The organism is Chryseolinea serpens (assembly GCF_900129725.1).
Taxonomy (GTDB): Bacteria; Bacteroidota; Bacteroidia; order Cytophagales; family Cyclobacteriaceae; genus Chryseolinea; species Chryseolinea serpens.
The window spans coordinates 2,020,406-2,043,857 of sequence record NZ_FQWQ01000001.1; the positions used below are offsets into that span (position 1 = coordinate 2,020,406).

The window sequence follows — 23,452 nt, forward strand, 5'->3', positions numbered from 1 at the left end:
GGCGATGGCGTCATAGGCCGCATCCATTAACATGTTCTGACCACATCGGTGGCCAGGTACATCGACATAGCGAAGAAAATCTCCCCTGATGAAGAAGCTCATAACCCTGACCGTTGCGCTGGCGTGCACGCTGACATTTTCCCTCGCCCGGGAACTTCCCAAGGTGGTGAAGCAAAACGGGCGCTATCAATTGCTGGTGGATGGCAAACCCTTTTTGGTGCTGGGCGCCCAACTGTGGAACAGCAGCGCCTGGCCTTCGGTGACGGACAAATTCTGGACCCAGCTGAGAGAACTCAACTGCAACACACTCGAGGCTCCGGTCTACTGGCAGAACATAGAACCCGAACCGGGCGTGTACAATTTTAAAGAACTCGACAACCTCCTCCTGAATGCCCGGAAGGAAAAACTCAAGCTTGTTCTCCTTTGGTTTGCATCTTACAAAAACGGAAGCTCCACCTACGCGCCGCCCTGGGTGCTCGAGCATTCGGAGAAATACCCGTTGATGAAAAATGGTTATGGCGAGGAGATCCAGGTCCTTTCGCCGGTGTCGCGCGTCAACCTGGAAGCTGACAAGCGGGCTTTTACGGCCCTGATGAAACACGTCAAAGAAACGGACAGCGAAAGTCAAACGGTGATCATGGTGCAGGTGGAGAATGAGTCGGGTTCACTGAACACCGATCGCGACTACTCGGAGGCCGCCAATAAACTGTTCGACGGCAAGGTGCCCGACAAACTCGCGACCGGTCTCAAAAAACAAACGGGAAAATGGAGCGACCTCTTTGGGATCGCCGCCGCCGAAACATTCAACGCCTGGTATATCTCATCCTATATCAATGAGATCGCCGAAGCCGGAAAAGCCATCTACAACCTCCCCATGTATGCCAACGCCTGGGGACGGGAACATTTGTTCCACACCCCCGGCGAGTATCCCAGCGGTGGGCCCACCACCAACATGATCGGTGTGTGGAAGATCGCAGCCCCTGCCCTTGATTTTCTATCGCCCGATATCTACATCTCCAACCCGAACGTCTTTATCGATCTGTGCGAAAAATACGACCGCGACGACAACATGCTCTTCATTCCAGAGACCGCCAACCGCGTCGCCTACGCACGATTTCATTTTTATGCCATCGGCAACTACCATGCGAAGGGCCTGGCGGTCTATGGGATCGATCCCTTTCACGCCGACCCGAACGACAAACGCAGCCTGGATAAACTGGATGAACGATTCTCGGACATCGCCAACAACTATAAGCTGCTTTCGAAAGTCTCCAGCACAGTATTATCCCTCCAGGAACAAAACAAACTAAAAGCTGTCGGCGAAGAAGATGGTCTTTATGAACAGCTCGTCCGGTTCGACGAGTTCGATGTGTTGTTCGACTTCGGGTATCCCACCTATAAAGACAGGGCCATCCGAAGCGGCCGCGCCCTCATCGGACAACTCAGCCCCAATGAATTTCTGATCGCAGGGTTCGACGCAAAATTCAGGTTCAGACCCAAATATGGCTCGGGTTTTTCCAAAGCAGAATACGTGCTGGTGGAAGAAGGCTATTACGAAGGCGATAAGTGGGTTCGCGAACGTCTCTGGAACGGCGATGAAACCTACCACTCCACCCTTACGCCCAGAGGCACTGTGTTGAAGATCCGCCTCAAGAAAGTGAAGTCATCGGCGCAAGGTCCCATCCGGGCCAATTTTGAAAATTAGCAACAGAAGTTTCTCGCGATTGGATGAGCATCGTTCTCAAACATATAACGCGGGATTGATCCGGGTGATCTGGTCTACTTCGTCTACCGACAAGTTATTCCTCAGTTGGGCAAAGAGTTGTTTTTCGGAATTGTGATTTCGTACCACGTAAAAATCGGTTCCATACAAAACTCTGTCCGCCAATTTGGTAGTGCAGGGCGGAATCGGCAGCCGGTTCAGCGTGTCGTTCAACAAAGGAAAGACAAAGGCTTGATGAAGTATATAACTGATGTCGCTGTATACGCGGGGGTGTTGAAGCATGATGCTACAGACGATCGAATACCAGTCGGTGTGTTGCCAGATATCGGCAATTTTTGCATGCGAAAAAATGCCGTCCGCGTTTTTCAGAAAATCGATACCGAACGGCTGGTGAAGAATGGCCGGCGAGTATTGATCACGGTCGGCCTCAAAATATTTTTCCCATTCGTCGTCCCCACCAAAATGGCCGAAACAAAGTTTAAGTGCCTCTAAGTCCTTTTGAAGTGGCGACGCTTCATTGGTAAAACCAAACATCATCTTAATTCTCTTGTCCGTTGCCCTGCTCACGGCCCTCCTCAACAAGAATTCCTTTAGCAGCACAAGGTAGTTCAGGGGGTGGGTGAAGTTGGGGGTGAAATCCACATTTTTCTTCTGTGGCAGGAGAAGCGGCTCTCCCCTGCCATCCTCGAAAAAGGGATGAAAGTCCCACGCGCGCTTTTTTGCTCCGCGATAAAAAATGGTGCCGCGAATACAATGCGTCATGATCGGCAAATCCTTCTGCACGGCATATTTCCAAACCGGAAGGAGCTGTTCTTCAAAAGGATAATATCCCAGCGCCGGATAGATCTTGAACCCGCAAAAACCCTGGTCGAGGTATCTTTTCACGTCACAATCTTCCAGCACCACGTCGCCTTTGTTGTCCAGGCTGTAGACAAAAAAGTCAGGCTGCTTTTCGATTCGCCTGGGGTCGATAAAGATAAACGGCAACACGGTCGACGGATGATTGGCCTTGATCTTGCCCAGGGCTTCCATTTGCTGGCGATAGGGTTCTTTCGGCTTGCCCGCATCGATGAATTCCATATCCATCGGAAGGATGACAAAGCGCGTGTCCATGGGGTATTGGTGTACCAGCTTACTAAAAATGTCGCTTTGGTCTTTATAAAAAGCAAAGCGTCCAATATTTAAATACCTCGACAAATAGGCAAACGTTTGCTTGCCGGGAAGCAGGCCAAAAATTTTAAAGAAATGCTTCAGCACAAAAAATATCAGGTTTCTCCCCGTTTGGAAAAAGATCACAACGATGAGGATCAGGAGGATCTGCACGCCGGTACTTTTATCCGCGAGAAGAATATGGTGGCTGCCCATCCAAAGTCTGACCTTATCAATAAACGAGGTCTCCCCAGAAGGGTCAACCGGAAATAAAAAGCCGAGCCACTGAAATAAAATAAGGAACACGTTGACGCTAATGAACGTGCCCACGATGAGGACCAGGGTGTGGACAATCCGATTACGGGCTATGAAGATCTTGATCAACTGGCATCTTCTGACCAGTGCATTGTAAACCGGAACGGGGATCCATTTGAAACGATCGATAAACCAGAAACGAAATATGCCGACAATAAAGGGGATGGTGAGGACATAGGCCAGTCCCAGCGGCAAGTACGTTTTACCGAGATAGGGAGGCACATGTCTGCCAGTGAAAATGTGTGTGTGACAATTCGTAAGCGGAGGTTGAGGGTCGGGCGCCATACATTATTCGTTTTTTTGAACTTGTAGATTCCACTTGACGCACAACAAAAAAGAAAAACCCATCCATTCACCATACCCACTCATTCAAGCAGGTATGGTGGATCGATGGGCTCTCTTAATCCGAAATTAATGTAGAGATTCATCTACAATTTTGCAATGCTTTACCGAAGATTAGTTTCCCTCAGGTGATGAAGGCGTCATACGCCACTGCAGACCGCTACTTTAAAAAACCATATCGCCGCAAAAAATCATCGGTCTTCTCCAGGATTTCCTCATCGAACAGATTCGAATAGGTTTTGTTGCCAGCGCCCAGGTAGTGCTTGCGGCCTTCGTAGGTGATGAGTTCGAAATGGTTGCCGAGTTTCTCGGTGTCGCGCTTGAAGAACTGGATCGTCCAGAGCGGCACCACGTTGTCTTCTTGTCCGTGAAAGGCGATCGTTGGTGGCATGCCCTTCTTCAGGTTGTGGGCGGGCGAGATGCTCCAGATCTGGCTGCGCTTTTCGCCGAGCAGCATGTCGCACCAGGCTTCCATGCAATTTGTTGTCCCGGAAAACGAGATGATCGCGTTGGGCATGGGACTCACCTTCAGGTTGTCGGTCGCTTCATTGTGTTGATCGATATAGGCCGTGGCATAGGAAAGGTGTCCACCGGCAGACTGTCCGCCGACCACGATCTTTTGCGGGTCGATGGAAAATTCGCTGGCATGTTCCCGCACCCAACGCATCGCAGACCGCGCATCCTTCACGCACTCAACGGGTGTGATACCGGCCACCGGCACGTTGCCTTTCGCATCTTTGGAGAGCCTGTACTGAATTGAAAAGGTAATGACACCGGCTTTTGCATAACGCCGGCACGCTCCAAAAAACTCCGAGGGACTGCCATAGGCCCAGCCACCACCATGAATGAAGACCAGCGCCGTATTGTTCTTTTGTTTCAGGGCCTCCGGCGCATAAAAGATGTCGAGGTGCAGCGAACTGGTGTCGGCCACCTTGTAGACCACCCGTTTGTGGACGAGCGAGTCGATGGCGGCGTTGACGTTCCAGGCGAGAAAGAACAAGGCGATCGTGAAGGGTGCTTTCATGATATTTCGATATAATACTTTAAAATTTAATCAAAAAGATGCATTTATAAGGCGCACGTTAGTGAAATAAAATGATCAGAGGCGATAAATGTAAAATTCAAAATCGCGCACCAAAGGGCGCATCGGTAGACGCCTACCCTTTGACACAAAATCTTTCCGTTTTTCTTTGGGAGCCTGTAATTTTTTTTGCGTTTTATGGAATATGGAGGGGCCGCGAATCTATAAGTCATCCTTTTACCACGGCTATCGACTAATTCGCGGATGATCAACTTGAATTTTTGGAAACTATGAACCTGAACCCGGCAAAACTCTTACTCATCATACTGTTAATTGCTCCCCCTGTATTTGGTTTGCGTGCACAGAGTAATCCCGATAGCATTGTTGTCCAACACAATACGTATTATGTCAACTGGCCGTCGGAGACGTCGCTCGCCCCAATTGACTGTCTTTATCAAACGAATTATTATAGACTTATTAGAAAGAATGATACCTACGAGGTTAACGGCAAGGATCTATCGTTGTCAACCGTAAAAAGGTTAGTGCGTGGTATTGAACAAGCGACCCCTCGAGGTTTTTCAATAGCTGACTATGGCATCGACACGACTTGGATTAAACTCCATCCAGCGGAAATTCTTGAACGATATTCAAACAAACGACAGATCATATGGAACCCTCAGCAGAAGGCGTTTATGAAAAAAGAATTGGCCCGGATAGCAAACTATAAGAAGTTTTTCCGCAGTCTCGTTGAAGCCGGGTGCTGCTACGGGATACATCGCAACTACAGGGATGAATATCGCGTGCAACTATATAAGTCTGGCATTCGCTCTAGTGAAATAATTTCCAGGAAACGCAATTCTGGTTTTTACATGCCCTGGATCACCATGACGGGAGATACGCTCGCGGATTTCAGTATTGAGGAAAATCTAGCTGATATTATTCCAATCAAAACCGTTACAAAGCCGTTGCGCAACAAGCAGCTTTTAAAATATTTAGCAAAAAAGACTATCGATTATTACATGCCGACGCTATATCAACTATCGGCTTATACGTATGAAGCTGAAATTCGAGAGTTGGAATCCGACTTTAAGATTGAGTCTTTCGAGGAGGTCTATGGGCGGGGACGCTATATCGGGAATGAGCCTACCACAATCAAAGTTGTTTTGAAAAACGATTTAATGTACGACAACGTTCGTCTCAACTTTATGGCCATAAAACAAACGCACTCACTATACTCGCGAGATTCGGTTAAAAAAGACTATAAAGAAATAGTCACAAGGGTACAGGGCATTGACTTTATCCTCAAATTCCTTAAGGACCATCCGAAAGCCGTGCTAGACATATATTATTTCAACAACCGAGCAATCAACGATTATAATATTGAAAATGTTAATAAGACCCCTGAAACGTGGGCCAGACATGACAAGTATGTGAAGAGTCTTGAATGGTCTAAAGAACGAAATATTCCATTATCCTTTGACGTTGAAGAGGCCATTAGAGTTTCGAGGCAAAATGACTGTGGTTGTAATTATAGGTTTGCTGAAAATTTTATCAAAAAAGCGATCTTCTTTGAGATCATTGACGGTAACAAAAATAGCTCTGTTTGGTTTCTCCTGCCGGACAACACGGTACTTCTGTACTTGATGCAGGGTACGAAGGTTTTAGATTTTGACTACACGGAATTTGGTGAAAGTCGCCTCCAATATCCGTGCGCTCTTTTTAACACTATTGGTCAGAGACTGGTTAAGTGACGGTGGCGTCATATGAAATGACCAGGGACCGATAAAATACACAACTCACCGTGTAAAAGATATTACCTCTGTCGCTTCGCAAAAAGTATTGTTAATTTGAGGATCTAATGACGATCACCATGAAAAATATCATACGCGTTTTTTTGATGGTCCTGGTAGCAGGCACCTTCTCGTCTTTTATCGATGCGCCACATCGCGACCTAATGACCGCCGGTGTCCAGGATAAATGGACGGAATTGTTCGATGGAAAAACGCTCAAAGGGTGGCATGCACTCCCGGGTGGGACATGGACGGTGGAGGAAGGCACCATCGTTGGAAGAAGTCCGGTCACCGAACAGCGTCATGGCTTGCTGGTTTCGGATAGAACCTACAAGGACTTTGTGCTGGACGTTACCTTCAAGTCCATTCGTGGAAACAGTGGCATCTATTTCCGTACCGATGTCGTGGGAGGTATTGAGGGCGTGCGCGGATTCCAGGCCGAGGTCCATCCCACGGACGATATCGGCGGACTCTATGAAACCAACGGCCGGGCCTGGGTGGTGAAGCCGACGGCCGACCAGGTGAGCCGCTATTACAAACCCAACGCGTGGAACACCATGCGCATCACCGCCAAAGGACGCGACATCACCGTCACCGTCAACGGCATTGTTTCGGCCGAATTGAAAAATGATCCCGGCAATGCCAGTGGCAACATCGCTTTGCAGTTGCACGGCGGCCAGGACATGCTGGTCATGTTCAAGAATGTGCGCATCCGCGAACTTTGATCTTCCGTCACATCGCCCCCATCTGTCGCGCCGCGGTTATGGTTTAGGTTCTTCGCGCATCCGCGAAGAAAATGCCACCACAGCAAGTGCCATGATCGTGATGGCCAGAAATGAAATTCTCAAACTCGTTGCCTCTGCAATAAATCCAATGATGGGAGGCCCAATCAGAAGTCCCATAAATCCAAGCGAGGAGACGGCCGTCAACGCCGTTCCCGGCGACAGCGTTTTTGATTTTCCGGCTGCACTATACACCAGCGGAACGACCGATGAAACGCCCATGCCGATCAAAAAGAAACCGACCAGGGAGGTCAACATCTGCGGCATGAGCACGGCCACCAGCAATCCCGCGGTGGTCAGCATACCGCTGGCCTGAAGGATTTTCTTTAGCCCGAACCGATGGGAAAGTCCATCGGCCATGAAGCGCATGCCGGCCATGGCGATCATAAAAGTGGTGTAGCCGAGACCGGTAAATTCCTGTTTTACTTTTACAACTTTGATAAAATACACACCGCTCCAATCGAACATGGCGCCCTCCGCCATCATCGAGCAGAACGCAATGATGCCGAGACCGATCAGCGACTTGTCGGGCATCGCGAAAAGAGGACGCTTTTCGTCCTGGCCCTCATCGGTTGTGACCAGATAAAACGAGCAGACGACATTGGCGAGGAGAAACACCATGCAGATGACAACGTAGTGCGGAAAGGGAGCAAACCCGTTTCCAATCATCCACGTACCCACCGCCGCACCCGTGAACCCCGCCAGGCTCCACAAGCCATGAAACGATGCCATTAATTTCTTTTTGTACAGGCGCTCAACGGCAATGGCCTGCGTGTTGATCGAAATGTTGAGGAGGTTGGCAAAGAACCCGAAAGAGAACAAGCAGAAAAATAATTCCAACGCCTGCGATGCTGTCCCGATGCTGACCAGTGACAAAGCATAAAGAACCGCCGACAGCACGACGACTTTTTTGCTCCCCACTTTGCCCACAAACCACCCGGCAAACGGAAGGGAAATGAAAAAGCCGACGGGCAATGCAAAAAGAACGGTCCCCAACGTGGCCGCGGTGAGACTCAATTTTTCCTGAATGCTGGGGATCCGCGATGCCCAACTGGCAAAGCAGAGGCCGTGCATAAAAAAGATGGCCCCTACACAAATGCGATGCATGCGCAATCGGGACAGACTGGGCTGCAATTCCTCACTTGCCGGAATGCCGTTGCGCTCTTGGTCAGTAACACTTACCGTAGGCGCCAATGCGCCGTCGATGGATTTGATTTCTCTGCTTTCTGCTGTCATGTTGTGCGATATTATGCAACAATTATGATAATAATTGCACATTATTGCAACAATAAAGTGAGTTAATCGCACAATTTTGTATTTTAGGGCAATAAAAGGCCTAAAAAATGCATAATATTGCAACCATGCTAAAAGAAGAGCGGTTCCAGCTGATCCTTAACAGGCTCTCGGAAGATCAGAAAGTGACGCTGAAGACCTTGAGCGAACAGCTAAAGGTTTCGGAGTATACGGTGCGGCGCGATCTGAAAGAGCTTACCGACCAGGGCTTGTTAAAAGCGGTCCGGGGTGGTGCCATTCCGCACTCTCCAACGCCCCATCATTTTGCGGATCGCCTAAATTATCAAAACGAAGTGAAGCGCGCGATTGCCGAGAAGGCTTTGGGGTTGTTACAGAACGGCCAGGTGGTCGTGCTCGACGGCGGCACAACGGCGATGGCCATTTCAAGCATTCTTCCCCGGGACCTGCAGATCACCGTGGTGACCAATAGCTTTCCCATTGTGAACGTACTGGAATCCCATCCCAATATCGAAGTGTTGTTTGCCGGGGGGCGTTTAAATAAAACCGCGTTTGCTGCGATCGGGCACGACACCATTAATTTTATGAGGAACGTCCGGGCCGATATCTATTTTATGGGGATCTGCAGCATTCACCCAACGATCGGGGTAACCACCATCCACTACGAGGAGAGCGAGGTTAAAAAAGCGATTGTTGAAGTTTCAAAAAAAGTCGTTGCCTTAACCCCAAACGAGCGAATCAACACCGCAGAAGCATTTTTCATTTGCCCGGCGCTGTCGGTCGACGTGATTATCACAGATGATAAGGGGAAAGAACTTGCCGAAGAGTCATTTAAAGATTCGGGGATCACAGTGATGTAAATTTCTAAAAACATTCCCCTACCCTTTCTGTTAAAGCTGTTGTGAAGAAAACAACAACCGACCCCCGCAAGATGGTGGCTTTTATCGCCGAAAATCTCGAACAAGGAATGCTCCTCGAAATCCGCTTCAAAAAAAATCCCCATGGTCCCTCATCGCTCTTCTTCCTCAATTCCATTGAAAATGGAGACATCCTCTGCACCCCAATGGAACCGGAACCTTCACAAAGAAAAATCGTCATCCGGCTTGGCGAAATAGCCTCGCTGTCCTGCTTTGATGTGGGGGCGACGAAATTGCTCCGTTAACATTTTTTTCCGGTTTTGCAGGTGCATCCATCGCTTTGATCCCCTAGCGATTTCGAAGGACTTTAACCGTCACCAGCAGTTGGCCCGTGTGGCGCATCGTGTGTTCTGCCGCGTGCGTGAGCAGACCGATCACGGTCGAAGGCAAACCCGCACGACCTACGCCCCTGTGATCCGTCAGCCCCTTGTCTCCGATCTCTATCAACCGCTGGACGGAACGTTGCACCTGTTCCCTAAACGCATTCACCAGGAAGCCAGTGGTCAGTTGATCCGACTCCACCCCTTCCATTTTTAAATAACGCAATTGATTTTCATCCAGAGGCTTTCCTACAGCGTAAGTGAACAACCGGTCCAGTACCCCGGTAAGGTGTTGCAAGTGAAAACCAACCGAAGCTACCCCCGCGGGGCGTTGCCAAAGCAACTCCTCCGGAAAGTCGTTCATCATTGCACTGATCTCTTCAGAGGCCTGTAAGAGTGCATGAGCAATGGGTTGCGACAGGGGCGGCACATTTGGAAGTGGGCCCCGAAGCCACACTTCGGGTAAAGCAGAAGCCATTTTAGTACGCGTAAGTGAACATGCAATTTAACCACGTTCTTCGTATGTCTCAGCCTTTGCAAAAAATCCTGAGGGGTTATCTCATCGAGGCAAATTTTCGACGCTTTCAGCTTTCGTCAAGGACAACTCAGCGGTTGAAGAAGGTGGCCGTCCATGAGACAGTCGGGGGCAATCCAGACCACAAGACCCCGACCCCGAGCCTCCTTGATTACCATCATAACTAAAATTGACCGTTAGCAGAAATAAAGGCCCTGACCCTGGGGTATTTTAAAAAAATCAAACGGCGTTCACAACGGTCTCGCTATTATGGCGTACCTTCATCCATCATTATTTGCTTCACCCCCCAAAAAGCAAAGAGAAAAGTTATCAGAAACAAAACCGTTTTTCTCATGCAACAATTTTGCTCCCTTTTCGTTTGCCTTTGCCTCACGACAACGGCGTTGGCACAGTCGCTGCCGGATGTTCGGAATAAAAAAATCATCTCGAAGTATGAATTGACCGCGGGTGTTGGCTTGTTAAAAAGTGATACCTATTACGAGGTCAATAAGAACAAAATAGGCTACTCTTTTGGAGGCGGTATATCGCACGTGTTTTCCAAAACCTTTGAGCTAAAAATAAGGGCCTTGTATGAATTGAAAGGCAGCAAGACTCAATTTGGGGCCGGATACTGGAGAGATGGCGTGACCACAGAAGTAACTAGTCTTATTTCAACAAATCTCCACTATGTTACGGCCGCTTTAATGCCCACGTTTCATTTGCTAAAAAACAAACGTCTGCTGATCGGTGCTGGCGGGTTTTACAGCGTGATGACCCGTATAAAAATATATGAAGACCAGACCAACGAAACCACCGGCGTCACAACGCACTACGACCGGACCCAAGGCAACACACGCCGGCTCACCAGTCAACGGGATTTTGGAGTATCGGGTTATTCGGGATACGTGATCCCGCTCTCCAAAAAGAAAGACCTGACCTTCATGTTGCATTATAACAAAAGTCTAACGGACTTTAATGATGGATTCAATTCCTGGCAACGCAGCAACGTCATCCTCCTGTCGGCAACCCTTGGGCTCTATCGATAGCGAAATTGAACGCCGCTATCCATTGCATGCCGATCAACTTTTGGATGTGATTATCCTCCGTAAGCCAACCTATGGTATCCTCGTTGTGGCGAATTACTTTTAGTTTTGAATCACCAATCCATAAAATTGAATAGCTACAACCATCCCGATCGCTTAAACCGATAGTAGAGTACCATGCAAATAGCAACGGTCGACACCAGGAAAAACGGGTAGCCCCACGTCCACTGCAGTTCGGGCATGGACTTAAAATTCATTCCATAGATTCCGGCAATCATGGTGGGCACAGCGATCAACGCCGCCCATCCGGCAAATTTTTTGGAGATTTCGCTTTGCGATATGGTGATCATAGAGAGGTTGGCTTCCAGGGCAGCCGAAAGCAACTCACGCGAGTTATCGACCATTTCGTTGATGCGGATCGTGTGGTCATATACATCCCTGAAGTACGGCCGGGTGTCGTCATCGATGATTTTCAAATCGAAGCGCATCAGGCGATTGCAGATGTCGATCAGGGGCGACACCGATCGTTTCACATCCAGGAGCTGGCGTCGGAGCTTGTAAATTTTTACGGTCGTATCACGCCTGAACTTTTCATGAAAGATCTTTTCTTCGATAGAGGTAAGGTCATCTTCGAGCGTGTCGATGACCGGAAAGTATTGGTCCACGATAGCGTCCATGAGGGCATAGAGTGCAAACGCGGGCCCTCGACGTAAAAGTTGCGGCGTACTTTCGCAGCGGGCGCGCACTTCCGCATAACTGATGGTGGAACCATGCCGGACGGTGACGATGAAATTGTGTCCCACGAAAAAATGCGTTTCTCCCAATTCAACCCGCTTGCCCTTCATTTGCACGGTGCGGAGCACAATAAAAAGCGTGTCGCCATAGGCTTCGATCTTTGGCCGCTGATGGGCACGGAGTGCATCTTCGATGGCGAGCTCATGCAAGCCAAACTCTTTCTGTATGGTTTTGAGCATGGCTTCATCGGGCTCCTGCAGGCCGATCCACACAAAACGATTGGGCTTTTTTAAAACTTCGTTGATGTCTGCGATGGCCACTTTGGTGACCCTGCAGCCTTCGTGGTATTCGGCGCAGTCGACGATCATGGATCAGGGTGGGCGTTGGTCTACTTAAATTTAAAGAAAATAAGTCTCCTTCGCTAAGGCCAGGATTGCCTTCGCGGAAGCTGTGGCAACCGGCTCCTTGGCCTATGCTGCGCGACCAAGCGATACGATGACCATAATTTGATACGGTATTTTTTGCGATAAGCACAGAAGTTTGCTTTCTTCATATTTCAAACTCCAAAAATCCTCTTATGAAGAAAATTATCACGGCCGCATTGCTGGCCCTGTCACTGGCGGGGTATGCCCAGAAGATCAAAATCGTTGAAGGAAGCCTGGCTCCTTTAAAAGGTCAAAAGTCTGTCAACACGCAGTTCACGTACAATGACATGCTGATTGGCGGGAAAAGCATCCCCGAGAAGGAATACCTTGATAAACGAAAAAATGAACTTAATGAAAAAGAACCCGGCCGCGGCGACAAGTTTACGGAAGCCTGGGTCAATGACCGCAAAGAGCGTTTTGAACCACAATTCCGCGAATTGTTTGCCAAGTACTCGGAGATGTCATCGGTAGACGAAAAGGCGCAATACACCATCATCTTCCACACCACCCGCACCGAAGTAGGATTCAACGTAGGTGTAGCCAGCAAGCCTGCCTACATCGATGCTGAAGCAACAGTGGTTGAAACCGCCAACCCTTCCAAAGTAGTGGCCAAGATCACCATCCTCAAAGCATTGGGTTACCAAGCCATGGGTATGGACTGGGAAACCGGCGCACGCCTGACGGAAGCTTATGCCAAATCCGGCAAAGAGCTCGGGAAGCTTATCGTAAAAGAGGCTAAATAGTCGACCATCCAAAAAATCATTAACCCCAGGCTAAAGCCTGGGGTTAAACGCAACTTTCAAAACCAGCGCTACGCACGCACTGACGATGAATTACAATCGCACTTGGCGCGCACATCACTAAGTCAGGCTGGCATAACATGTCGCATTTATGATGCCGATACGCACGAACCTGTGCAGGGGCGGTCGTGTCTCTTTTTGAATTCAACCCGTTGCTGTAGCTCCGTCGTAACGGGGAAATATTTCCTCACCTTCCATAGCTGGGAGGAGGAATCTCTTGATTTATTCAAAACCGTTAGCATTGGACCTCCAACTATCGTAGCTTGGGTACGGCCATGTAGGCTATTTTCATCAAATTCCTCTCCTTATGCTCATCATAAACGTTGACGACGATGCGGACGACCGGGAAATGTTTTGTGAAGCACTGCGTGCCATCGATGAATTGATTTCGTGTGTCCAACACGACAGCGGCCAAAAGGCGTTGGAATTTCTTCGTTCTCATCCGGAGACACCCGACTTCATTTTTGTTGACATCAACATGCCTAAAATGAATGGATACGAATGCGTTTATGCTATTCGATCTATTGACCACCTGCAGCATGTGCCCATCGTGATGTTCAGCACGGCTTTTAATCCCCATCTTCAGCATCCCGAAGAAAAGAATGTCACGTTCGTTGCGAAATCGAGCCGGTTTAACGAATTGGTCGAAAGTATCAAAGCGTTGATTCTCGTTCCTAGTCCTCCGGCAGAAAGATCCTGAAGGTGGCGCCCAGGCCCTCCTGTCCCTCTGCGGCAATGACGCCACCGTGATCAGACACAATTTTTTTACAGATCGCCAGCCCCATGCCCGAGCCGCTCGCCTCGGGTTTGTCGTTGAGGCGTTGGAAGACGTTGAATATTTTTGCCACGTACTTTTGGTCGAAGCCAATGCCATTGTCCCTCACGCGAATGCACGCATATTGCTTTTCGCGTCTCAATCCATACTGTGTGTGGTGCCCGGGCGTCACTTCTTCTCCGGTGACGTCAATCTTCGATTTGCCGTTGCTGAACTTTAGCGCATTGCTGATCAAATTATAAAACAACTGATCCATTTGAGGGGGATTGGCTTTCACGACGGGAAGCGCATCTGTCCTGACGTCAGCGCTTTTCTCGGAAACAAGGAGCTCGAGATCTTTCAAAACATTTTTAATCGTCAGATTAATATCCACCGGCTCCAGTTGCCCTCCCACGCCCTTCAGCACAACGAAGTAGCGAAGAAGATCTTTCAGAAGCGTCGACATGCGCACGGTCGTGGCGTTGATCTTCTCAACATATTTTTGCTCGTAGGCATCCAGGTTTTTATGATCGGCCAGGTAGTTGGCAAACGTTTCAATTTTCCGCAACGGTTCGCGCAGATCATGACTGGAGATAAAAACAAATTGTTCGAGCTGCTCGTTGAGCGATTTCAATTCCCGGTTGGCCAATTGAAGGTCGCTCACATTATTGAAGGCAAGCAAAAGGAGTGTTTCGTCGCGGTCAATCTTTGTGAGCCGATAGGCGTTGACGTTGAAGAAAAGTTCTCCGGCGCGTGGAAAGAAGTGTCTGAATTCAAATTCGAGGTAGCTGGTCTTCCGGCCCAACAGGGCGTTCAAATGATTGCGCAGTTCGGGTATGTCCCAGGCGTCTTCGCCCAATTCATAAATAAATTTTCCCTCCGTTTTTTCCGCCGTCTGTTTGAAGGTGTCATAAAACGATTTGTTGGCAAGACGCACCTGCAAATTGGCGGTGAGTACTAAAAACGGGCTGTTCACCGTGTCGACGATGGCTTGCGCATAATTTTGAGATTCCTTTAGCTCGACATTGCGTTTCTGTAGTTCTTCATTTATCGTAGTGAGCTCCTCGTTTGCCGACTGCAATTCCTCCTTGGAGGTTTCCAGTTCTTCGTTCACACTTTGCAACTCCTCGTTGGAAGACAGGATCTCTTCGTTGTTGGCCTGTAACTCTTCGTATGTGGTTTCATACTCCTCGTTGGTCGTGCGTATCAACTCACGCGACTCCAGGAGTTCTTCCTCCAGTCGCAGGATCACTTTTTGTTTCTTGTCCCCCGACAGAGGCGACTTCTTCCCCTCCTTTTCTTTTTGGGCGGGTGCCTGGGTTTCCTTGAAAACGACCAGGAAGAATATTTCCTGTTCCATCTTCCTGGGAATGACTTCAATGCCTATTTCGGATTTCACCTTTTGATTGCGCAGCGATATTTTCTCCTTCGCCACCGGCCGTTGTGTTTTCTTGGCCAGCTGCAACAATGTACGCAGGTCGACCAGCAGGTCCTCGCGAATCATCTTCAGTACGTTGAGACTCGCTTTGCCAACACCCGGCGCCAAATAGGGAGCCGTGACGCCGTAGAATTGAATAATATTAAGGCTTTGGTTCAGCACAATGCATGGACTCACAAAGCGGGCGATCAAGAGTTTGCTCACTTCACGCTCAATGTCGGATTGGGGCGACCGGTCCGTTTGCAAAGCTTCATTCCGCTGAAGCGCCTCCGTGGGGCGCATGGAAAAATCGACACGCGAACCACCCGTGTCTTTTCGCGAATAGATCCTGATCTTTCTATCCAAGGGATCAAAAAGTTCACTCGCCGAGCCAATGGTTTCGGATTTGCCCAGGAAGAGATATCCCGAGGGTTTAAGCGCATAGTGGAAGACTTGCAATATCTTCCGTTGCGGCTCGCTTTCCAGGTAGATCAACACATTCTGGCAGCTAATGATATCCATGCGCGAAAACGGCGGATCGTTCAGCAGGTTTTGTCTGGAGAATACACATGCCTCGCGCACGTGTTTGGCAATTTGAAAGTGATTATCCACCTTTTTAAAATAGCGCTTCAACTGCTGGGGCTTCACGTTTTGCAAAGCACTCAATGGATAGATGCCTATGCGCGCTTTTTCAATGGCTTTGCCATCGAGGTCGGAGGCAAAGATCTGGAAGGGTATGCTGATTTCTTTTTCTTCGAGGTATTCCATCAAGGTAATGGCGATGGAATAAGCCTCTTCTCCTGTGGCGCAGCCCGGCACCCAAATGCGAACGGGGTCTGATGTTTTCCGGTCGGCCAACATTGAACGAAACACTTTTGAAACCAACACCCGGAAGAAATCGGGATCGCGAAAGAAATGCGTTACGTTGATTAGAAAGTCGTTGTAGAGCGCCGCTATTTCCGCTTCATCCGTCTGCAGTATGTTGAGGTAGTCGTCGAGCACGAGTACTTTCTTTAAGGTCATCCTGCGAACAATGCGCCGATGGACACTCGCCTGTTTATAATGCTGAAAGAAATCGACACCGGTCTTGATGAGCACCAGGTGGAGAATCTTTTTCAGGGTTGCCTGGTCGTCATGAATAGCTTTATCGGCGCCATTTCCTTTACCGTTTGCCTGGAGTTTGGTATGCGGAAGCTTCACGAAACGCGCCAGTTCTTCGGCGATCTCCTCCGGCGACAGCATAAAATCAGCATATCCTGAGTCGTATGCATTTTTTGGCATGTCCGGGAATTTTGCCGACTGATCCTGAGCGAAGGTAATGCCTCCCTCTGCCTTGATGGCCTTCATGCCCAGCGTTCCGTCTGTTGCCGTTCCGGACAGGATCACACCGACGCTATTATTCTTATAGATAGACGCCAACGCTGTTAGAAAATAGTCGATGGCAAAGTTTCCGATGGCTGTTAATGAGCGGGGAGCAAGCTTGAGGTGACCATCCACCAGGCTCATAAAGGTATTGGGGGGAATGACGTACACATGGTTGGCCACGACTTCCATGCCGTTTTTTACCGTATGCACCTTCATTTTTGTCTTTGTCTGCAGGATCTCGGCCAGGGCGCTTTTATGATTGGGCGAGAGGTGCATCACCAGGACATAGGCCATGCCCAACGCCGGGTCGAGGTGTTGTAAAACGCTGATAAATGCTTCAAGTCCACCGGCGGAGGCGCCAAACCCAACAATGGGGAAGGGTTTTGGTGGCGGCGTGGGCTTAGATGTTCTTTTTACCGGTTTTTCTTTTATCGCGTGAGATTTTGTCTTTTTCAATGGTGGGTAAACTTGTACGTAAACTCAGTGGCAACGAAACACGCTGCCGCTGCCTCAATATACAAAGATGTAGCCGGAATCTGGCCGTTTTTCACAAGAGCTTCCTTCCAGTGAAAATGTTCAGAACGAAGGCCTTGAGGTCATTTGAGCCATTCCTTCCAAAATGCATTCTTACCACAAACTATTCCGTGAGTTTCGACTTGAATAAAAATACTCATGTGTCTGGCAAATTCCCCGTTCAAATTCTTTCGGAACCTTCAAACGAAGATTTAGTCATATACTGTTCCCGCCATGTACCTGCGAGGGAAGAGAGAGAGAATACCTCATTTTTATTGGCGACTTTCCTGAATCGTTCAACCCTCAATCGAAACACTTTCCGCTTTCCTCTATTGAATTAACGACTCTTGAATATTTTTTTCGATAATCACGCGGTGAAAGCCCGGTGATCCGCTTAAAGATCATTCTGAATGTTTTCATGTCTTTATAGCCCGCCGCGCCCATCACTTCATCCAAGGGCCAGTCTTTGTCTTCCAGTGCCTTTTTAGCCGCTTCTACGCGCACACGTTGAAGATATTCTATCGGTGTGTTGTTGGTAGCAGCTTTAAACCGCCGGACAAAATTTCGCTTCCCGGTATTGCATTGGGCAGACACTTCCCCGATGCCGATGTCGGCTGAATAATGCTGTTCTATATAAAGCTGGGACTTTAGAATTTCATTATCCTTATGTTGATGCTGACCTGTAAATACCGCAAAGTGTGCCTGGCTTATCTGGTCGATGTCCACCGAAAAACGTTTGCTGATCCAAAGGGCAGCCGCTCTTCCGCAAAATTTTTCGATCAGGTAAAGGACCAGCTTTATGGACGAAAAAGCTCCGCCACTGGTATAGATCCCTCCCTGGTCGGTAATGACCATGTCTGATTTTACTTTAACAAAAGGATATAGCTGTTGCATTTCATCCGCAGCTGCCCAATGGGAGGTGGCTATCTTGTCATCCAGCAGACCGGCTTCCGCCAGGAAGAAGCTTCCCACACAGAGGCTCGCGACCTCCGTTCCTGACTGATGCATTTTTTTTATCCAGCTGGTGATGGCTTTATTCTTTTTTAGAATAGACCGGTTCTCTCCCCTAAATCCGGGGACGATGATCAAATCGGTTTGGGTCACTTCTTCCATGGTAACGTAGCAGATAAACTGCGCGGGAACATCCAACTGTATATTCTTTACTTTTTCGCTGACCAACTCCAGTTTAAAAGCGGGCGGTTTTCCCGCTTGCTCAAAATACCAGTTGGCCCCGGTGAACAGATCGATCACACCGGCAACGGACGACGAGTAAACATTTTCATGAATTAACAAGGAAACTTTTATCATGGCATTTTGTGATTTTGATATCGCAAATCTATCAAGGTTTCATGTCATTAATGCCCCCCTAAAAAGTCGCAAATGCCGGTTTTATTCTTGTTACTCTCCCGGCACTTTTGCCCTTAAAAAAAACAGTCAAATAAAAATTCACAGTTTATGACAACAAAAAAAGAGCAACAGGCGATTCTAAAACCTAGCAAGGAAGTCGAGGAAGTAGGCAAGTGGTGGATTAAGGCCGCGGCCGCGTCGCGCGAACATACATCCCTTGATGAAGCACGTGACTTTAACGAAAACTGGGCCAGCCTCACCGCCGAGCCTGGTGGTGTAGATTATATTGAAGTAGATGCAGGGGGTGTGCCCGCTATGTGGGCGATCCCGAAAGGATGCACAGAGAACCGGGTGATCTTATGCTTTCATGGTGGTGGATTTTTCTCTGGCTCCATGTATACGCATCGAAAGCTTTACGCCCATTTCGCCAAAGCGATCGGTTGCCGGGCCTTGATCTTGCACTACCGTCGCTCGCCCGAACATAACCACCCGGCGCAGGTCAATGATTCATTGGCCGCCTACGAATGGTTGCTCAACCAGCGGATCCAGGCAAACCATATTGCTTTCGTCGGAGACTCGGCCGGTGGCGGACTTGCCATCACGACCTTATTGCTGGCTCGTGACAAAGGCCTGCCCCTGCCCGCGGCAACGATGCCCTTTTCGGCGTGGTTTGATATGGAGGTAACAGGGAAGTCGATGGAGACCAATGCAGAAAAAGACCTTCTGTTTACAGCGGAAGGGATAAAAGAAATGGCAGGCATGTTGCTCGGAGCGAACGGCGATCGAAAAGACCCCTATGCAAATCCGCTCCACGCCGACCTGAGCGGACTTCCACCGGTCTATCTGCATGTCGGTGGCGATGAGATGCTGTTGGATGATAGCACAAGATTTGCAGAACGCGCACGAGCCTTTGGCGTGGAGGTGGGCCTCGATGTGTTCCCGGGCATGCAACATTCTTTTCAAATGGCCGCCGGACGCGCGCCCGAAGCGGACGATTCCATCGCCCGGTTTGTGGACTGGGTCAGACCCAAGCTCGGACTGGGATCACATTCGTAGTGAAATCAACCCACAAACCTTACACATGATGTATGAACCCTGCGGTTCAACCTCCGCGCAGGGTCATCATCTCTACATTTGCCTTGCTAAACCCTGGTAAGCTAACTTTAAAAAATACATTGCAATGGCACAGTATGTAGCATTTGATGCAAACGTTGAAGTGATGGGTCAGACGATCATCTCGGTGGTGAACGCCCTGCCTACGGGACAAGAAACACGGATGGCGATCCTGAAGCGACACAAGATCGTACCCCAGGAAGGTGTGTGGTATAAGCAACAATCCTGGCTTGACGCTTTCAAAGAGATGGCCACCGAGATCGGCGACAGAACGCTTTTCGCTATCGGCAAGGCCATTCCGGAACACGCGGTATTTCCGCCACAGATCGACAATCTTCAGAAAGCCTTGTCGGCCATCGACGTCGCCTACCAGATGAACCATCGCCATGGCGAGATCGGTAAATATACGCTCACGCATTTTGATGAAAAGAAACGTGAAGCCATCATGGTCTGCAACAACCCCTACCCTAGCGAGTTCGATCGCGGCATCATCAGCACGATGTTGCGTCGTTTCAAGCCAAAGGATTCATTCAAATACGATGTGGTGACTGACCTTTCAGCAAAGAGCAGAATAAAGGGAGACGATAGTTGCACCTACATGGTGACGTGGTGATTCGTTGGCGATCCCTACAACAAACACAAAGGGACTGCGATTATCGCAGTCCCTTTATTTTGTTGTCATCCCATTCTGACAGAAGCCCGGCGACATTCGCCAATCTTGTTTGTGCTTACATCTTTACAAAATAGGGCAACTCAGACAGCTGCACGTTCAGCGTGATGGTCTTGGGACCCGTAATCACTTTATTATCGATCATGTTGCGCCATTTTCCCTTGGGCAACAGGATCGTTCTCGTGTTTTCACTATTCAGGATCGGTGCCACCAGTATTTCGCTTCCCAGCATAAATTGGTCGGTCACCTGGTCCAATCCCTGGCCGGGAAATTCGTAGGCCATCATCCGGACGATGGGCTCGCCGGTTTTTGTCGCTTCGTCCGACAATTTTAAAATCGTCGGTGTATACTTTGAACGAAGGGCGATGGCTTTCTTTACGGCGTCGAGGTGTGCGGGGTCGAGTATTCTCCAGGGCGCGACGGAGAACTGCATCATCGGCATCAGGGCGTGGATTTGCGCAGACCGTACGATGAGGTCCTGATTGATGGACTTCAGGTTTACGAACGATCCCATCTCACCACCACCAATCATGTCCGGACACGTGAACGGATAGCCCATGATGCCCTGTAATAATATATCGGGGATCAGGACCTTCAGGTCGTTCCAGCTGTGATTTTTATCTCTCAGGCGCTGCGCCAACGGCTGACCTCCCATCTTCCAGGTGGCCCTGTATTCGTTGAAGGGATAGTCGAGCCCAATTTTTGCAAACAGTGTCGCATGCTCGTTGGGAGAAACGGCGCGGTCGCCATGGGTGTCGATGTAGAACTCGGGGTCGCCGGCATCGAATTTAAATCCGTCGATCTTGTTTGTCTTCATCAGCCATCCGAGTTGCTCATGAAACCATTTCACGGCGTTGGGATCGGTGAGGTCGAGCACGGCGCTGGCACCGTTCCACCATTTTACAAGTTTTGGATAACCTTCTGCGTCGGTAAGCAAGGCGTTTGCCTGCTGCAGCTTTCGGAATGTTTCCGAGTCGGGACTTACAAACGGGCACACCCAGACCATTACTTTAAAGCCCCAGGCATGGAGCGAATCGACCATCGCCGTTGGATTTGGAAATCGCGCGGGGTGGAATCGCCACGTTCCGTAGTCTTCCTGCCAGTTGTCGTCGATCATGATCACGCCGGGGGGAAAGCCATTGTCTTTGATGGCCCGGGCATATTTCAATACATCTTCCTGGTTCTGATCATAGAGCAGTTCGATCCAGGTGTTGTATTGGGGATTTGAAAACAAGAATTTTGCCGGCGCAAGACCCGAGGGCGGAAAGAAGGTTTTGCTGGCATACCGGTAAGCTTCCTTCAACGTCGTGCCCGCATGAAAGGTCTTGAATTCGCCGGCCGGCTTTTTCAATACGATCGTCTTGTTTTGGCAATCGATCGTGAACGGCTCTTCAGACCACACTACATTTCCTTTATTCGAAAGCAGTAGCGGTTGTGCCTGGTTGCCGTAGAGATTGTTGAAAAGACTGGCGCGGTATCCATCCGAAAGTGGCATCAGGTTGCCATGATTGATCACGCCACTCCACCACAATTCCCCATCCCCCGAAGACAATTGAAGCCTCACCGAATCCTGAGATCGGGCGTTGTAGCCGGCAAAGATCAGGGCAAGAAAAATTACAGCATGTGCTGCTCTCCTATATAATTTCATTCGGCTGTAGCTGGCTATTTCATTTTCATAGCGATCGGATCCCAAGTCATTATTTTCTTGGAAAGATAGCTTTCGTTGCAAGCCAGTGCAGGGGCAGCCGCCCTGAATCCAAATTCGGCGTCTTCCACTACAGCTTTGCCTGTTCTGATCGCGTCGAAGAAATTGGTGAAGTGGTCTACATGATCGCTATACCCTTCGGGAACTTTGAAAATGATGTCCTCTTTTGTTTTTCTCTTTTTCTGTTCGGGCGTCCATTTGGCATCGAACTCTTTTTGCATTTCGTCCTGCATGCTTTTTGAGAACGTGAACAGTGAATCGTAGCCACCAAATCCCGGCGCTTCGGGCATGAGGCTGTGTTTTACGGTAATGTTGTTTCCATTCACTTCGATCACGCCTTCGGAGCCCACCAGGCGAATGACCTCATGTCCGCCGGTGCCGCTGATGAAGTTGACCTGCAGCGTGAGTTGGAAGGCATTGTGTTCTTTGCTGTCGGGGTACTGCATAACGCCCGACATGACATCCGGCAAATTGCGGCCGTCTTTCCAATAGCTGAATTGGCCGGTGCTGAAAATAGTTTCCGGGCCTTTGGAGTTGGTGATGAAATGGGTTCCGCTTAACAAATGGATAAATAAGTCGCCTGCCACGCCGGTGCCCACTTCCTTGAAGGCTCTCCACCAAAAGAACTTCTTGGCATCGAACGCCATTTTCTCGGTGGCTTCGATAAATTTATACAAAAAGGTGGTCAGTGCACTGGCATCTTTGGGAATGGTATATTCCCACGCGCCGATCGAACTTTGTCTATCGTATACGGCATTCACCATATTGAGTTTGCCGATCTCGCCGGCTGCCAGCAATTCCTTGGCTTTTGCATAGCCGATGCTGCTCACTCTTTGACTGCCCACTTGAAATACCTTGCCCGACTTTTTTGCCGCATCTACTACAGGTTGTCCTTCGCTGATCTTATACACCATGGGTTTCTCGCAATACACATGTTTGCCTTTCGCCAGGGCGTCTAAAGCAATGCGCGCATGCCAAACATCGGTGGTGCAGATCAATACGGCGTCGATGTCTTTTCTGTCGAGCAGGTCTTTATAGTTGACGGTGGTGAACAGGTCTTTGCCGTGTAGTTCCTTTGCATTCTCCAGGCGGCCGGTATAGAGATCACAAATCCCTGCCAGCTCCACGCCAGGCACTTTCAGCGCCGAGTTCAAATCAAAATGCCCTTGAACACCATAGCCAATGACACCTACTCTGACTTTGTCGTTGGCCGTAATTTTTCGTTCATATCTCAGGATGCGTTCTTCTGTTTTTGCTTTCGCCGCCAGCGACGACAGTGGGGAGGCGCCTAATGCCAATCCGGTTGCGCCGATTTGCTGGAGGAATTTTCTTCTTGATCTGGATGTATCGTTTCCCATAAAGACTTATTTTTTGATATATAATGGTTTTGGTGGTTTTAAGACTCGTAGGCTAAGTATACCATTTTTCGCAAATAAATCCA

The 23,452-nt window shown here is 49.1% G+C and carries 19 protein-coding genes; 10 read left to right on the plus strand and 9 right to left on the minus strand.

Annotated elements, in window-relative coordinates; all coding sequences use genetic code 11:
- The first annotated feature begins 88 nt into the window (after window positions 1–88).
- Window positions 89–1,705, plus strand: coding sequence for a DUF5597 domain-containing protein (locus tag BUB30_RS07905; RefSeq protein WP_073132548.1), 1,617 nt, complete (start codon window positions 89–91; stop codon window positions 1,703–1,705).
- A gap of 36 nt (window positions 1,706–1,741) precedes the next feature.
- Here the strand turns inward: BUB30_RS07905 and BUB30_RS07910 are convergent, their stop codons facing one another.
- A complete protein-coding gene (locus tag BUB30_RS07910; protein ID WP_143164811.1) occupies window positions 1,742–3,472 on the minus strand; it encodes an amidohydrolase family protein in 1,731 nt (576 codons plus the stop codon).
- A 217-nt stretch (window positions 3,473–3,689) separates the two neighbouring features.
- Window positions 3,690–4,553, minus strand: a complete 864-nt coding sequence (locus tag BUB30_RS07915) for an alpha/beta hydrolase (protein ID WP_073132552.1) — start codon at window positions 4,551–4,553, stop codon at window positions 3,690–3,692.
- 287 nt (window positions 4,554–4,840) lie between these two features.
- Here BUB30_RS07915 and BUB30_RS07920 point away from each other — a divergent pair, with 287 nt between their 5' ends.
- Window positions 4,841–6,301: a hypothetical protein gene (locus BUB30_RS07920; protein WP_073132554.1), complete on the plus strand. Its 1,461-nt coding sequence runs from the start codon at window positions 4,841–4,843 to the stop codon at window positions 6,299–6,301.
- A gap of 119 nt (window positions 6,302–6,420) precedes the next feature.
- Window positions 6,421–7,065, plus strand: a complete 645-nt coding sequence (locus BUB30_RS07925) for a 3-keto-disaccharide hydrolase (RefSeq protein WP_178377048.1) — start codon at window positions 6,421–6,423, stop codon at window positions 7,063–7,065.
- Between the two features lie 36 nt (window positions 7,066–7,101).
- On the opposite strand, the gene BUB30_RS07930 is transcribed toward BUB30_RS07925, so the two are convergent.
- The gene (locus tag BUB30_RS07930; RefSeq protein ID WP_245804045.1) at window positions 7,102–8,358 is read right to left on the minus strand and encodes an MFS transporter; all 1,257 of its coding nucleotides are present in this window, start codon (window positions 8,356–8,358) and stop codon (window positions 7,102–7,104) included.
- Between the two features lie 107 nt (window positions 8,359–8,465).
- On the opposite strand from BUB30_RS07930, the gene BUB30_RS07935 reads away from it, so the two are divergent.
- On the plus strand, window positions 8,466–9,233 hold the full coding sequence (locus tag BUB30_RS07935) for a DeoR/GlpR family DNA-binding transcription regulator (protein WP_245804046.1): 768 nt from the start codon (window positions 8,466–8,468) through the stop codon (window positions 9,231–9,233).
- 41 nt (window positions 9,234–9,274) lie between these two features.
- The gene (locus BUB30_RS07940) at window positions 9,275–9,535 is read left to right on the plus strand and encodes a hypothetical protein (protein ID WP_073132560.1); all 261 of its coding nucleotides are present in this window, start codon (window positions 9,275–9,277) and stop codon (window positions 9,533–9,535) included.
- Between the two features lie 43 nt (window positions 9,536–9,578).
- On the opposite strand, the gene BUB30_RS07945 is transcribed toward BUB30_RS07940, so the two are convergent.
- Window positions 9,579–10,088, minus strand: coding sequence for a DinB family protein (locus BUB30_RS07945; RefSeq protein ID WP_073132562.1), 510 nt, complete (start codon window positions 10,086–10,088; stop codon window positions 9,579–9,581).
- A 389-nt stretch (window positions 10,089–10,477) separates the two neighbouring features.
- Here BUB30_RS07945 and BUB30_RS07950 point away from each other — a divergent pair, with 389 nt between their 5' ends.
- Window positions 10,478–11,170 carry an outer membrane beta-barrel protein gene (locus BUB30_RS07950; RefSeq protein WP_073132564.1) on the plus strand — a complete coding sequence of 231 codons (693 nt, stop codon included), beginning with the start codon at window positions 10,478–10,480 and terminating at the stop codon, window positions 11,168–11,170.
- A gap of 134 nt (window positions 11,171–11,304) precedes the next feature.
- On the opposite strand, the gene corA is transcribed toward BUB30_RS07950, so the two are convergent.
- Window positions 11,305–12,270 (minus strand): magnesium/cobalt transporter CorA, encoded by a 966-nt coding sequence (corA, locus tag BUB30_RS07955; RefSeq protein WP_073132566.1) that lies wholly within the window; start codon window positions 12,268–12,270, stop codon window positions 11,305–11,307.
- 209 nt (window positions 12,271–12,479) lie between these two features.
- Between corA and BUB30_RS07960 the strand changes: the two genes are divergently transcribed.
- Together BUB30_RS07960 and BUB30_RS07965 are read left to right on the plus strand one after the other, a co-directional pair.
- On the plus strand, window positions 12,480–13,070 hold the full coding sequence (locus tag BUB30_RS07960; RefSeq protein WP_073132568.1) for a hypothetical protein: 591 nt from the start codon (window positions 12,480–12,482) through the stop codon (window positions 13,068–13,070).
- Window positions 13,071–13,434: 364 nt separating this feature from the next.
- Window positions 13,435–13,827 carry a response regulator gene (locus BUB30_RS07965; protein WP_073132569.1) on the plus strand — a complete coding sequence of 131 codons (393 nt, stop codon included), beginning with the start codon at window positions 13,435–13,437 and terminating at the stop codon, window positions 13,825–13,827.
- Here the strand turns inward: BUB30_RS07965 and BUB30_RS07970 are convergent.
- Together BUB30_RS07970 and BUB30_RS07975 are read right to left on the minus strand one after the other, a co-directional pair.
- Window positions 13,802–17,119, minus strand: coding sequence for a CheR family methyltransferase (locus BUB30_RS07970; protein ID WP_073132571.1), 3,318 nt, complete (start codon window positions 17,117–17,119; stop codon window positions 13,802–13,804). The two genes, BUB30_RS07965 and BUB30_RS07970, sit on opposite strands and share 26 nt — an antisense overlap.
- 360 nt (window positions 17,120–17,479) lie before the next feature.
- Window positions 17,480–18,484, minus strand: coding sequence for a GlxA family transcriptional regulator (locus BUB30_RS07975; protein ID WP_073132573.1), 1,005 nt, complete (start codon window positions 18,482–18,484; stop codon window positions 17,480–17,482).
- A 147-nt stretch (window positions 18,485–18,631) separates the two neighbouring features.
- Between BUB30_RS07975 and BUB30_RS07980 the strand changes: the two genes are divergently transcribed.
- Both BUB30_RS07980 and BUB30_RS07985 read left to right on the plus strand, forming a co-directional pair.
- Complete coding sequence (locus BUB30_RS07980) at window positions 18,632–19,579, plus strand: alpha/beta hydrolase (RefSeq protein WP_073132575.1); 948 nt, start codon at window positions 18,632–18,634, stop codon at window positions 19,577–19,579.
- 124 nt (window positions 19,580–19,703) lie between these two features.
- Window positions 19,704–20,249: a hypothetical protein gene (locus BUB30_RS07985; RefSeq protein ID WP_073132577.1), complete on the plus strand. Its 546-nt coding sequence runs from the start codon at window positions 19,704–19,706 to the stop codon at window positions 20,247–20,249.
- A 115-nt stretch (window positions 20,250–20,364) separates the two neighbouring features.
- Here the strand turns inward: BUB30_RS07985 and BUB30_RS07990 are convergent, their stop codons facing one another.
- Window positions 20,365–21,954, minus strand: a complete 1,590-nt coding sequence (locus tag BUB30_RS07990) for a glycoside hydrolase family 31 protein (protein WP_073134966.1) — start codon at window positions 21,952–21,954, stop codon at window positions 20,365–20,367.
- A 14-nt stretch (window positions 21,955–21,968) separates the two neighbouring features.
- Complete coding sequence (locus BUB30_RS07995) at window positions 21,969–23,369, minus strand: Gfo/Idh/MocA family protein (RefSeq protein WP_073132579.1); 1,401 nt, start codon at window positions 23,367–23,369, stop codon at window positions 21,969–21,971.
- Window positions 23,370–23,452 lie beyond the last annotated feature (83 nt).